This window comes from Algoriphagus faecimaris, from assembly GCF_900101705.1.
In the GTDB taxonomy this organism is placed as follows: domain Bacteria; phylum Bacteroidota; class Bacteroidia; order Cytophagales; family Cyclobacteriaceae; genus Algoriphagus; species Algoriphagus faecimaris.
The window spans coordinates 14,096-27,889 of the sequence record NZ_FNAC01000027.1 but is presented as its reverse complement, the minus strand read 5'-3'; the positions used below and the strand labels follow the sequence as shown (position 1 = coordinate 27,889).

Annotated in this window: 11 protein-coding genes; 7 read left to right on the top strand and 4 right to left on the bottom strand. The window is 43.5% G+C overall.

Annotated elements, in window-relative coordinates; translation table 11 throughout:
- Window positions 1-485: 485 nt before the first annotated feature.
- From BLQ57_RS13795 to BLQ57_RS13775, 4 genes are all read left to right on the top strand, one after another.
- Window positions 486-1,079, top strand: coding sequence for a toll/interleukin-1 receptor domain-containing protein (locus tag BLQ57_RS13795; protein ID WP_087940152.1), 594 nt, complete (start codon window positions 486-488; stop codon window positions 1,077-1,079).
- Window positions 1,076-2,047, top strand: coding sequence for a caspase family protein (locus BLQ57_RS13790; RefSeq protein ID WP_087940151.1), 972 nt, complete (start codon window positions 1,076-1,078; stop codon window positions 2,045-2,047). The genes BLQ57_RS13795 and BLQ57_RS13790 overlap by 4 nt, the downstream gene beginning before the upstream one ends.
- Window positions 2,048-2,062: 15 nt before the next feature.
- Entirely contained in the window at window positions 2,063-2,434 is a 372-nt protein-coding gene (locus tag BLQ57_RS13785; protein WP_087940150.1) for a TIR domain-containing protein, read from the top strand.
- Between the two features lie 289 nt (window positions 2,435-2,723).
- Window positions 2,724-3,434 carry a hypothetical protein gene (locus BLQ57_RS13775; protein WP_087940148.1) on the top strand — a complete coding sequence of 237 codons (711 nt, stop codon included), beginning with the start codon at window positions 2,724-2,726 and terminating at the stop codon, window positions 3,432-3,434.
- Window positions 3,435-3,668: 234 nt separating this feature from the next.
- Here BLQ57_RS13775 and BLQ57_RS13770 read toward each other — a convergent pair whose 3' ends face one another.
- Complete coding sequence (locus tag BLQ57_RS13770) at window positions 3,669-3,914, bottom strand: helix-turn-helix domain-containing protein (protein WP_087940147.1); 246 nt, start codon at window positions 3,912-3,914, stop codon at window positions 3,669-3,671.
- A 1,985-nt stretch (window positions 3,915-5,899) separates the two neighbouring features.
- Here BLQ57_RS13770 and BLQ57_RS13765 point away from each other — a divergent pair.
- From BLQ57_RS13765 to BLQ57_RS13755, 3 genes are all read left to right on the top strand, one after another.
- Window positions 5,900-7,537 (top strand): TlpA family protein disulfide reductase, encoded by a 1,638-nt coding sequence (locus tag BLQ57_RS13765; protein WP_169712764.1) that lies wholly within the window; start codon window positions 5,900-5,902, stop codon window positions 7,535-7,537.
- A gap of 13 nt (window positions 7,538-7,550) precedes the next feature.
- Window positions 7,551-10,730, top strand: coding sequence for a SusC/RagA family TonB-linked outer membrane protein (locus tag BLQ57_RS13760; protein ID WP_087940145.1), 3,180 nt, complete (start codon window positions 7,551-7,553; stop codon window positions 10,728-10,730).
- 174 nt (window positions 10,731-10,904) lie between these two features.
- Window positions 10,905-12,263, top strand: coding sequence for a RagB/SusD family nutrient uptake outer membrane protein (locus BLQ57_RS13755; RefSeq protein WP_087940144.1), 1,359 nt, complete (start codon window positions 10,905-10,907; stop codon window positions 12,261-12,263).
- Window positions 12,264-12,304: 41 nt separating this feature from the next.
- Here the strand turns inward: BLQ57_RS13755 and BLQ57_RS13750 are convergent, their stop codons facing one another.
- The 3 genes from BLQ57_RS13750 to BLQ57_RS13740 all read right to left on the bottom strand — a co-directional run bounded on the left by BLQ57_RS13750 (window position 12,305) and on the right by BLQ57_RS13740 (window position 13,722).
- Window positions 12,305-12,574, bottom strand: a complete 270-nt coding sequence (locus tag BLQ57_RS13750; RefSeq protein WP_139162743.1) for a hypothetical protein — start codon at window positions 12,572-12,574, stop codon at window positions 12,305-12,307.
- Window positions 12,575-12,964: 390 nt separating this feature from the next.
- Complete coding sequence (locus tag BLQ57_RS13745; protein WP_139162742.1) at window positions 12,965-13,168, bottom strand: hypothetical protein; 204 nt, start codon at window positions 13,166-13,168, stop codon at window positions 12,965-12,967.
- Between the two features lie 350 nt (window positions 13,169-13,518).
- Window positions 13,519-13,722: a hypothetical protein gene (locus BLQ57_RS13740; RefSeq protein ID WP_139162741.1), complete on the bottom strand. Its 204-nt coding sequence runs from the start codon at window positions 13,720-13,722 to the stop codon at window positions 13,519-13,521.
- Window positions 13,723-13,794 lie beyond the last annotated feature (72 nt).

Sequence of the window (13,794 nt, the reverse complement as noted above, 5' to 3'; positions counted from 1 at the left end):
CTTTAGCATAAGAGATTAGCTATTAAAGCATAGCATAGTGCCCTAATCTTAGAAAATTTTCATTTCAGAAGGCATTTACTCCAAAAAAATCCGACAAATCTTGTCAAAACCACCCATTTAACCCAAAAAATACCCAGTACTGGGTATTTTTTTTATAAAATTTTTCCCTTTCTTGCCATATTAAAAACTAGTTCAAAACCATAAGACAAAATTTAATGCTGTTTGCGCTGTGGAATCTTGCTGGAATAGAGCAGAGAGATAAAACAATTGCAAATTGGTAAGGAAAGTAGAGTGGGACTGCTCCCGATAGCTATCGTGGACCCCACCCAGGAGCTACCAAAATTTGACTACTCCTAGTGGGGCGAAGGAAGCATTCAAAAGGTATTGAAATCAGCTTTGAAAAAGAAAAAAAGAATTGAAAGGTAAGAAAGTAATCACTTGGTCTTGGGACAACTTAGCCAAGATCATTAAAAGGAAATAAAATAATGAGTATATACAGTAGTGCAGAATTAAAAAGTATTGCAACTAAAAAACAGAGTTTATTTGAGAGCAGGATGTTCAGTGCTCGTAATGTTCCAATAACAACGAAATTTGATATTTTCTTATCTCATAGCTTTTTAGATAAAGCCGAAGTTCAAGGGCTTTATCAAGAATTGACGGATTTTGGATATTCTGTTTATGTCGATTGGATTGTTGATCCACATCTTGACAGAGCTAACGTTACCAAAAAATCTGCAACTCTTGTAAGAGAAAGAATGAAAAATTCCAAAACACTCCTTCTTGCTATTTCGACAAATTCCTCAATGTCTAAATGGATTCCTTGGGAACTAGGATATGTTGATGGAAACACAAATAAATGTGCCATAATACCTGTATCAAAGGAAAATACTCCACCTAAGTCCTTCAAGGGTACGGAATATCTCATTCTATATCCATTTATAAAAAAAATATTTGTGAAAGGTACCAATGAAGGTAAATTATTTGTAATCGAAAGTGAATTTTCGTATTCGCAATTCGATTCTTGGTTTAATACAGGGATAATTGCGGAAAACCGAAACGTTAATATATTCAACTTATGAGAAAAGCACTTATAGTAGGAATAAACAACTATCCAAATGCAGAATTATACGGATGCATCAATGATGCTTCAGCTTTTGGAAATACATTGGAAACAAACGGTGATGGTTCACCCAATTTTGATGTACGGTTGCTAACAGATGTTCCAACTAAAGGAGATTTAAAAGGTCATATAAAAGACTTGTTTGCGGGGGATTGTGAGACAACTCTCTTTTATTTTTCGGGTCATGGATTTTTTGATGAAACAGGCGGTGGAATAATTGTTACACCTGATTTCACAGCAAATGACGAAGGAATTTCAATGGATGATATACTTCACATTGCCAATGAATCCAAAGCACAAAACCGAGTAATCATTTTAGACTGTTGTCATTCGGGTTCATTTGGCAACCCGAAATTAAATGGAGGAAGAAATGCTCAAATAGGTGAAGGGGTTTCGATTTTAACAGCAAGTAAAGCTGATGAAGCTTCCGTAGAAATCAATGGACATGGCGTTTTTACAAATCTTCTTTTAGACGCCATGCAAGGCGGAGCAGCAGATTTAAGAGGTCATATAACACCAGGCAGCATTTATTCATACATTGACCAAGCTCTTGGTCCTTGGGACCAGAGACCAGTCTTTAAAACGAACATTACTCGTTTTACATCCCTAAGAACTGTTTCTCCCCAAATCTCTCCAGAAATTTTAAGAAGACTGAACCAATATTTTACTTCTCCTGAAGACCAATTTAAACTTGACCCATCATTTGAATTCACTAACGACCCAGCAATAGAACACGAATTTGTAAAACCACATGCAGATGAGAAAAACGTTGCGGTTTTTAAAGATTTACAAAAATTAGCAAGTGTAGGTTTAGTGGTTCCTGTGGATGAACAGCATATGTACTTTGCTGCAATGCATTCAAAAAGTTGCAAACTCACCGCTTTGGGTTACCATTATTGGAGACTTGTAAGAGATAAAAGAATTTAATCATTAAAAAAAACTATGGCAGACAAAAAAGTAATATTCGTTGCCTTCGCAATTGAAGACAAAACACAAAGAGACTTTTTAAAAGGTCAATCCCTTAACACAAAATCGCCATTTGAGTATGTTGACATGTCAGTGAAAGAACCGTATGACAAAGATTGGAAAGATAGAGTGAGAACGAGGATTAAGCGTTCAGATGGAGTATTAGTTTTAGTCAGTAAAAACTCTCTTAAATCAACTGGTCAAAAATGGGAAATCCAATGTGCAAAGGAAGAAGGTAAAAAAATCAGAGGTTTTTGGGCTTACTCAGACGATCGTACTGACTTAGAAGGTGTTTACACAAGAGTGTGGACTTGGGACAACATTAAAGGCTTTATCGATTCACTATAAAAATGCCATCCCTACGCACCCATACACATTGCCAAGCCGCACAAGCCAACGCTAATACCCAAGCTTGGCAAAGAGTGTGTCTGTCCCAACGCTCAACAAAAACGACCGTCAAACAAACGAACGAAGAAGAAGCACGATGCCCTAACATGCGTTTGGCGTCATGCGGGGTGAAGTGGTTAAATTCAATTTCAGTTTTTCAATTGGAGTTTTGTGGTGGGTTGACAGTTTTGTCCTCCGAAATCCCGTACGAACGCCAAGCGCAGAACCGTTGTACCTAATTTGAAAACAGATGAGTGAAATAATAAATAAATTCGATGAACTTGACTCAGAAAATGTAAAACAAGCATTTAAAGAATTGCTTCAAGACTACTTGACACCTGCATTTGCTTCGATGTCAAAAAGAGACTTTGATATTCTAATCTTTATCAAGCTTCAAGAACTAGGAATTTTCAATAAGAATCCAGAAATCTATGAACTTGTTTCAGAGTTAAGGGTAACAAGAACAAAGGCAAGAAACCTTCTATATGAATCGAAACTAAGACAAACAAGTAAATCAGAACTTGACCAAGAATTAAAGGAAATACTCAAGACCCCGATTTTCCTCAAAGACAATGATAAAATTGGGATTGAGATTGACAATCCTTATTTGATAGATCATTTACGAGCTAAACTAAAACAGTTAAACCATATAACTGACGGTTCATTTTCGCCAGAACTTGTCCGTTTGACGACTGACGCATTTGTTTCACTTTTTGAATCCTTTTTACCTGAAAATTCCAAAGACCAGATAAAACAAGCCTTTGTTGACGTTGGTGCAGAAGCCGACACTTCATTGAAAGGTGTATTAAAAGGAGCTTTTAAAAAGTTAGGGTCTAAAATTGCAGATGAAGCAGGAGGACAAGTTGCCGAGTCGGTTGGTGAGTACCTTGGACCAATAATAAGTGGAAGCATTGACGAATTGAAAAGCAGGTTCACGGATTTATTTACTGAAGAAGAATAAAAAACTAGACGCAATAACTAGGTTTTCGTCGCATGCGAAGCACGAACGATGAAACCGCTACTGCACTGCCAGCCTAGTCTCGATTTATCCGAATATCAGGGAAATATATAAGGTGTACGCTAGGCATGTCCCGAATTTCAGGAGATCTGGGAGAAGAGAGAGAAAATTACTTTTCCAGACGTAGTTGTGTGAGAATATTAAAAATGGTAAGAGATATTTAGATTAAATACTGAATTACTCCCATTCAAAATCAAGCAGTTCCCTTGGATGAACTTTTAATACCTTAGCAAATCGTTCAAGTTCACTTATTCCATAATTAGTCTCACCCCTGAGAACACGTCCGATTTGTCTATTATCGTCGGCATGAAAAAGTTCAGCAATTTTATCCTGAACAATGTCTTTTTCTTTAGCAATTTCAAGAATTCTTGCGCTTACTTTCTTTATAAATTCCTCGTTTTTGTAATTTGGCTTTCGTCCCACATGACAATAGTGAATATTTAGTGAATTTTTTGTTAGGACATATTTGTCCTTTTAATTGTTTTTCGTATCTTAGTTGCGGTTAAAGTGTTCTTTAATCGGCAAATATTCATTTGAATGCATTTGCACTTGTGAGTCTCGTCTTAGGAAACTGGTAATTTCATTTGAGGAACGGGATAAATGAGTGAGAATGCTCACGCCATTGGCGTGGGCTACTTACTTGCTTGTTCCTCAGGTATACCAGTACCTCTAAGACAGCTTGTTTGGGTCCACGCCTCTTTTTATGGCTTGGTCTCAACTTGGACATTAATTATAACCCAAGTATCATGGAGCAGACCTTGATTTTTTCTGGAGTAACGCACTTCCCGGGAGTAATTTTCCGGAAAGAATCTCTTCCTGTACCATCTTGTACCTGGGTCATGGGTTTAGCCACTTCTGGGATCATAGCCTCTGACTGGCTTTATCCCCGTAAGCCGAAAAAACCGATCTGATTTAAAACTTAACACTTTTACTCCCTGACAGCTCCGTCAAGACGGACATACCATTCAGAGTCAGCGGGCGACGATTTCTCAAAAACCTATTGCTAGTAATGCTGCCCTTTCGGGCATGGTGGAAATTCTATTTCTATGTGCAGATAGATAAGATCTGTATCACAAGTACTTTGGTCATAGACCCTTCGGTCTTCTGTCTTCGGTCTTCCAACTTAAACCATTGCCATGGAAGCATCATTTCAATCTCACAAACCTGCCTGGGTAAATCTTACCCCCAAGCAGCTCTTTAAAAACCTAATCAAGAACCCAACTTAAACCTATTTTTATTCTCCCTGATTGCTTCCCGAGGGGTTTGTATCACCCAAGGGGACTACCACTCTTGATCAGGGGGCGACGTAATCAGTCATTGGGATGGAAATAATGTGGAAATACATTTGAAATATAGCCAGCAAGCTGGCTGAAATAGAAGGTTCTGCTATGGCCTGTATTTCGCGCGACGAAGGAGCGCATATTTCGCTCCGAGATACGAGGAGCCTATTTTGGCAAAGCCGTATTTCGTCAGATGTTTCGGCCCTATTTCAGGCCGATAGGCCTGTGTTTCCAAGTGTTTCAGACGCTAAAAGCGGCCCTATTTCATTCCATTTGACAAAAATGATAAGCCCATTCCGCTGCAGAGGATTTTCGCTTATCCATTCAATAATTTCTTAATCCATTGATTGATTGACTTATACGGAGTCAGGGTGGGAGACTATTGTTCTTACTTATTGAAATACGGTGGAAGCACGGTAGAAATACTATGGAAATAAAGCCCGCAAGCGGGCTGAAATAGAAGATTCTACTATGGTTCGTATTTCTCGCGACGAAGGAGCGCATATTTCGCTCCGAGATACGAGGAGTCTATTTCGGCAAAGCCGTATTTCGTCCAATGTTTAGACCCTATTTCAGGCCGATAGGCCTGTATTTCGCCCATGGCGTATTTCACCGAAGGTGTATTTCGCGAAGCGTATTTCCTCCTCTATCTCAATCAATCACAACCCTAAAACGCATGAAATCGAGCATGACGTAGCCGTCACACACTGGTATGACTATCAACCATGCGAGATTCCATGTGACCTTTGAAAATCAATTATAGACACATGAAATCGAGCATGACGTACCCGTCACACACCGGGATGATTATAATTGCGAGATTCCATGTGACCGCTAAAAGACAATTATAAACACATGAAAAAATTACTACAATCATGCTTCCTGGAACTGCTGTGCTTTTTCCGGAAAGCTAAAAGATCAATTAGAAGTCAGCTCCATCCAATAAGCATGCAATACTTCCATGTAGGTGGATGGCTTATCTCGCTCCGAGGAACGAGGAGCATATCTCACGCCGATAGGCGGGTATTTCACGACCAAAGGGAGTGTATTTCTTCCAATATTCCTGATATCCGATTAAAACCTATTTCACTAGCCTTCCTACTATTCCTGGTATATTCTCCATTATCAATGAGTCAAGTTGCTGGTTCACCCACGGGAAATCGGTCTTTTGATGCCGACTCCCATCACCCCGGGCGGGAGGAGTACAGCACTCCCGCCCAAAAGGGGGAGGAAAACACCACCCTTATTTATGGGGAAATCATCAATCCGGATTCGCTAAGTCCCCTGTCCCTTACGCTTTCCCCTTACTACTTCAGCAAAAAAAGCCGCTTTATGAATAAGACTTTTAACTCCCCGCTAAGCGAGGGGACCTTCTTTGACGGCGTGATAGATTCCAGGGTTAGAAAGTTTGAATTCACACTTGACCAATTCCAAGACCCAGCATACTTCTCCCTGGAACTGGAGGATAGAATGCTGATCAAAAACATGCTGATCCGTCCTGGGGATAGCCTGAAGATAAAAATAGATCTCTCCGCTACAATCCTGCTATTTGGTGGACCCGATGCCGCTTTTTACGAAGCCCAGTGGCTGCTTGACCGATCCAGAAACCAAGAATCCTTCGATTCCCCCAGAACACTGGTCATCTCCTCGGCCAACAACCTCCTTTCCGACCCCAAAAACGATTCTCTCTTTCAGGCGGCCAATGACCAATTCGGAGCTAGACTCGAATTTCAGACCTTCGGAAAAAAAGGACTGAACAAAGCCCTGGAGGGTTTGGGAAATGCAGAAAGTGAACTCTATAGCCAACTCCAAATCCTTAAATCCTTCGAACCTAAACTGGACCCTGAATCCTACGATCTTCTCCTCCTTGAAACCTATGCATCCTATTACAAACCCTTTGTTTCCACCATCTATCGCTTTTACTTCAATGAACTTGACCGAATCGCAGAGGGAGAGGAACTCAACCAAATCAGAAATAAAATAGAATCCCAGCTCCTCGGAATCAGGGACGGGGGATTTCTCCTTAAATCCAAACTGATCTCGGCACCCTATCTGGATCTCCAGTTGGATAAAATGACCTTGCTGTCTCTCTTGAATGAGGAAGATTTTGGATCTGTCGTCAGCGCAAACTTCAGTGGTGCACTGAAAGACAGAATCCTGACCGGGTTTCTGTCTGCCAATCTGAAACGATACGAAAACCCCACCCAAACCCTAGAAAGCCTGGGTTCCAAGGTAGAATCCTCTCCCTGGAAAGAACGGATTCAGTCACTTGCCAATTCGGTCTCCACGGATAAAGCCATGCCCTCTCTTAACTGGACTGATAGGGAGGGTAGGAGGTCTTCTTCCGATCAACTCGACGATTCTCCCACACTCTATTATTTCTATTTCTCCACCTGTCCCCACAGTGCCCGCTATTTTAAAAATTACCTCTTTCCCTTTTACCGAGAGAAAGGAAAGGATCTGGGACTCCGGTTAATCGCTGTTTCCGTGGACGAAGATCCCGATCTCTGGGTGGAAAATATTCCCCATTTCTCTGCTGAAGAAATCCCCAATTACCGGCTTGAACCCGATTCTAAAGAAAAGTTGGTGTCCCATTACGAAGTTTCGGGGTATCCATTTACCCTGCTTACCGACAGTAGGGGCAAAGTGATTTCCTTCAAATTATCCGCACAGGATTACCCAGATTTCTCACGAAAAATGACTGCCATCCTCAATTCCTCAGGGGAAAACGAAAAAGAAAAAAATCCAAAAAGTAAACAACCCTAAACAATCCATAAAAATGAAAAAACAAATACTCTTACTGCTTGCCCTGCTCTTGATCTGGGAGATCAAAGCGCAGGATCTGAAAGTGTCGGGAACTGTTCTAGAACCTGATCAGAGCACACCCATTCCCGGGGTGAATGTTGTCCTCAAAGGAACCAGCCTGGGAACGGTTACCAACGAAGAAGGAGACTTTGTCCTGATTCTTCCCGATACCGACTCGCCCACTTTGGTCATCAGTTTCATCGGTTACAAAACCCAAGAGCTGGTACTCAGCCCCGACCAAACTTCCAGTCTGAGGATAATCCTGGAAATGGATGAACTGGGACTGGATGAGGTGGCTGTGGTATCCACAGGATTTGAGGAACTCCCGGCAGAACGGGCCACCGGTTCCTTTGCCAAACTCGATCAGGAGCTGGTGGATCGCAGAATCAGTACCAACATCATCGACCGTCTCGAAGACTTGACTCCGGGCTTGATTTTTAACCGGGACCGCTCCGACCTGGAATATGGTGAGGATATTTCCATCCGGGGTACAGGTACCATTCGTTCCGATAGCCAGCCTCTGATCGTCATCGACAACCTTCCCTACGAGGGCCCGCTATCCAATATCAACCCCAATGATGTGGAATCCATCACCGTACTCCGGGATGCCGCAGCCGCGTCCATATGGGGAGCCAGAGCAGGAAACGGGGTGATTGTCATCACCACCAAAAGCGGAACCTTTGATCAGCCGGTTCGAATCAGTCTGACTGCCAATACCACCATCGGCCAAGCTCCTGATCCCTTCTACAGACCACAAATGAGCATCAACGATTTTGTGAACAAGGAAATCCAGCTTTATGAGGATGGAGCCTTTGCCGGTGCGGTCAATTCCTTTTTCAAATCCCCGGTTTCTCCACTGGTGGAAACCCTATATGCCTTTGAACAGGGACAACTTACCCCAAATGAACGGGATGCCCGGATCGCCAGGTTTAGGAATTCGGATGTGCGAAACGAGCTGTCAAAGTACATGTACAGACCATCGCTTTTACAGCAATACGCGCTAAACCTGAACGGGGGAGGAGGGAAGCATTCCTATCTTTTTTCCCTGGGCTGGGATGATAACCGTCAAAACCAAGTTGCCCAAAACAATTCCAGACTGACCCTGAACACAGTACAGAACTTCAAACTGGCAAAAGACAGACTGAACCTATCACTTGGAGCATATTTGGCTATCAGCGACTCGGAAGATGGGCTGCCGGCCATCTCCAATTTCTATCCCTATGACCGCCTTGCGGATGAAAACGGCAATCCCTTACCCGTATACCGCTCCTTTCACCAGCGATTCAAAGAATCCACAGTGGGTACAGGTCTACTGGACTGGGAATACTATCCCCTGGATGAAATAGGGCTGAGCCCTAGAATCAATCGGGCCAACGACCTGAGGCTGACAGCAAATTTGGACTACAGAATCAGCCGGGGGCTGAATTTCAAGGTGAATTATCAATACTGGACCAACCAGCAAAATAATGAGCAAAACAGTCCCCAGACAGCATATACTACCCGCGAACTGATCAATGATTTCACGGAAATCGATCCAAACGGCAACCTGATCAACCATGTCCCGCTGGGAGGAATCTTGGACTTCTCCAACCAGCGCTCCTTTAGCCACACCCTGAGGGGGCAGTTGACCTATGAAAAAAGATGGAATGACCACCAGCTCAATGTGCTGGCCGGATCGGAAATCAGGGATGTCCAGTCCGAGGGGAATTCCGGCAGGGCCTACGGGTTCAACAGCCTAAATGCAACCTCACAGCCGGTGGATTACCTCTCGTTCTTTACTCTTTATTCGATCGGTTTTCCCGGGACTATACCTTTTGTTCAGAATTTTTCCGGTACAGTCAACCGATATGTCTCGGGTTTCGGAAATGCCGGATACTCCTACAAAGACAGGTACTTCCTTACCGCCAGTGCCAGAGTGGATGCTTCCAATATTTTCGGAGTAAATACCAACCAGCGGGCAGTTCCCCTGTGGTCGGCAGGTTTGGGCTGGATTTTAACCGAGGAAAGTTTTGTCAATTCAGACTGGTTGGACTTCCTCAAGATGCGGCTTTCCTATGGTTACAATGGAAACACAAATCCAAACGCCACCGCCTTTACTACCGCCAATTATTTTGGGGCTGGTTCCAATCCCCTGATCAATTCTCCTTTTCTGGGGATACTCAGCCCTCCCAACCCCGAACTCCGATGGGAGCGCATCCAGATTACAAATTTGGGACTCGACTACGAGATGTTTAACGGAAGACTGAGCGGATACTTGGAATATTACCGAAAAAGAGGACTGGATCTCCTCGGCGAACAGCCGCTTTTTGCTTCCTCCGGAGTGGGGCTTGCCACCATCAACTACGCAAGTACCAAAACTGCGGGTTTGGATTGGGTACTCAATACCAAAATCCTAAATGGTCCGGTGAAGTGGACCAACAACTTTTTCCTGAGCTGGGTAAAAGAAGAAGTCACCGACTTTGAAAACGATCCCACCGTGGCACAGGTCCTTACCTCAAATGCAGGCAGTCCGGTACCTGTCATCGGCCGTCCACTCTATTACACCTACAGCCTTCCCTGGGGAGGTTTGGACCCTGATTCAGGTGACCCCAGAGGAATAATTAATGGGGAACCTAGTACTGATTATAGCACTATCCTGAATGAAAGTGAATTGGAGGAGCTGATATATCATGGATCTTCCAGGCCAACACTGTTTGGATCCTTTAGAAACACGCTTGAATGGAAGGGCTTTCTGCTATCGGCGAATATTTCCTACCGGATGGGCTATTATTTTCGGAGGCAGACCATCAACTATGACAATTTGAACAGAGGGGAGTTCGAACACGCAGATTACGAACGAAGATGGAGGCAGCCTGGAGATGAACTCACCACGGATATTCCCTCTGACCCCGGGACAGTCAATGCCTCAAGAAACCAGTTTCTTCTCCGAAGTGAATCACTGGTCGAAAAAGGAGATCATATCCGGCTGCAGGATATACGCATTGCCTATCGCTTTGGTAGAAACCGGCTGAAAGGAATCCAAAACCTGGAAATCTATGCCTATGGCAATAACCTGGGCTTGATCTGGAAAGCCAGTAAGGAAGTTCCCGATCCCGATTTCCGCACCTCCCCAAGTTTAAGAACACTCTCATTTGGGCTAAAAGCAAACTTCTGATCCCAGCAACAAAGGGTAAAAGGAGAACAGGTATAAACCCAAATAGCTAACCTCATAAGGCTGGGGAAACCCAACCTGACTCTCCCGGCAGCAGATTATGGTTGATTATTGCTGCCACCCTTTTAACTGGGAATTACTTCAATGAAAATCCGGAAAATTTAAAATGATACTACTATGAAAATGTTACGAATACTCCTCTTCTCCCTGATTGTGGGATTAGCCTCATCCTGCGACAGCTTTCTGTCTGAAAAACCTTCCAAAAACTTGGTGGTCCCCAGTGAACTGGATGATTTTCAGGCCTTACTGGATGCCAAACTACGAGGACTCAATACCTCCCCGGCAACAGGCTTATTGGGATCGGATGACATTTATCTCGGTCCAGGCGCGATTAATCGGCTGCAGCCGCATCAAGTTTCCACCTATTTCTGGGCTGAGGAATTCTACATTCCGGGAGAATACGACCCCAATTGGTCAACCATTTATCAGAAAATATTTTATGCAAACGTCGCACTGGATGGCTTGGCCGAATACAGTCCCTCTTCCCAGACAGAAGCTTCCAGAAAAGCAGAATTAACCGCGTCGGCGAAGTTCTACAGGGCCTTGGGGCACTTTGAAATCCTGACCCATTTTGCTCCCCAGTATAGTCCAGACCAAGGTGATCAATTGGGTATTCCCCTGAGAACTACCTCAGATGTCAACATCAAAACAACCAGAGCTACGCTGGAGGAATCCTATCAGCAAATTATCCGGGATTTGGATGAGGCTTTGCGCGACCTTCCGCAGATTGCAACAGTTCCCACTAGACCATCCCAATGGTCAGTCCATGCCCTACTCAGCAGGGTGTACATGACACGGCAGGAATATTCTTTGGCCAATGAACATTCATCACAAGCACTCTCCATCAAAGATGAATTAATGGATTATAATGAACTGAATGATGGTTTGCCTTATTCCTTCGAAATTTTCAATCCCGAGGTGATTTTTTATTCCGAATTGATCACCAACAGGTATGCGACCAACAGAGAAACCTACATCAACCCTGATCTGGTTGAGCTTTATGAAGAAGGGGATCTGAGAGTTCCGCTCTTTTTCAGAACTGCGAGGGTGGATACGCTTTACAACATGAGAGGGCATTATACCGGGGATTTTTATCCTTTCGGAGGCTTGGCGACCGATGAGCTTTGGCTGGATTATGCCGAGTCATCAGTCAGGCTGGGTGATGTTGAAAATGCCAAAAATGCCATCAATACGTTAAGGCAGCACAGAATTTCATCCGTCGAATTCCAGCCATTTGATGGAACTGACGCGGAATTGGTTGAACATATTCTTCTGGAAAGGAGAAAAGAACTTGTATTCCGAGGAGTTCGATGGCTTGACCTTAAAAGGTTAAATACAGATCCGGCTTTAGCGATTACTTTGGTGAGGAAATTCAATGCTGAACAAGCCGAATTACCACCAAATGATCCCAGATATGCCATTCCAATTCCTCCTGATGAAATGGATTTTAACCCAATGGAACAAAATCCAAGATAAAAATAGGGAGGCTAACCCAAAAAGAATAGCCTCCCTTTCCACTAAGGTTGAACTACGGGAAGTGTACCGTTCTTGATAAATTCCCCAGAAGTTTTCATAGCCGCAGAGCTACTTGGAAGTACTCTGGTACAAACATCCTGGACATCATCACACTCATAAGTGTTGGGTCCAGGTGTTACCGATGACAAATCATACCAGATCTCCTGATTGTCAGGATCCTGTGCATACTCCGGATCTAATTCACCGGGCATGTTAAAGGCAAAGGCAGCAAACGCCACTAGCACAAAGGCAAGGAGCGGAAGCTTACTCATTAGTTTGTTCATAACTTTGCACCCTTTTTTAACACATCAAAAAAGGAGAAAACGTTTGGGGTCTCAAAAGGGAAGCAGATGAAGCTGCTCCCCTTGAAACCTGGTTAAAGCGCCTACTCTCTTCAAAGGGTTTTCGGCTTCCCCCAGCGGGTTAATCGGTATTGGCTTGCTTCTCACCCAAGCCATCGAGAAGAATAAACCCGTTTATTTCTAATCTCATTTTTTGCAGCCAGAGCTCACAACTTTCGGCTGCCGGGCCAGTTCAAGCACTGGCCCTTTTTTTAATCCTAACCTTTGAGGTTTTCGTCACCGAAGCCTATAGATCCAATTCACATTCCATACAGCGGGAAAGCAGACCTCGAAGGTTTTTATGTCAACTATCCAGGCGGTCTAGGTCATCCCTGTTCTCCAATTTTTAAATCTCCATTCTCTATTATCTTTTCCCTGTTCCCTTTTCTCCAATCTCAGGCTGTTCGGGATTTGCAATCCCGACCCATTATCGTAGGATTTGTAATCCGAATTAAGGCCAGAAATCTCGCCTTCAGCACAAGGAAGTCTCATCCCTACCAATCTGGAAACTTCGCTATTCCTCATTCGATAATCTATTCTCATAATCTCCTGTTCCCTGTTCCCAGATCTCTATTATCTTTTCCCTGTTCCCTGTTCTCCAATCTCTCAATCTCTATTCTTCCAATTCTCCAAGACAGCCTACTGCCACTGCCTACTTTTCCCCAAGCCATCGAGAAGAATAAACCCGTTTATTTCTAATCTCATTTTTTGCAGCCAGAGCTCACAACTTTCGGCTGCCGGGCCAGTTCAAGCACTGGCCCTTTTTTTAATCCTAACCTTTGAGGTTTTCGTCACCGAAGCCTATAGATCCGATTCACATTCCATACAGCGGGAAAGCAGACCTCGAAGGTTTTTATGTCAACTATCCAGGCGGTCTAGGTCATCCCTGTTCTCCAATTTTTAAATCTCCATTCTCTATTATCTTTTCCCTGTTCCCTTTTCTCCAATCTCAGGCTGTTCGGGATTTGCAATCCCGACCCCTTATCGTAGGATTTGTAATCCGAATTAAGGCCAGAAATCTCGCCTTCAGCACAAGGAAGTCTCATCCCTACCAATCTGGAAACTTCGCTATTCCTCATTCGATAATCTATTCTCATAATCTCCTGTTCCCTGTTCCCAGATCTCTATTATCTTTTCCCTGTTCCCTGTTC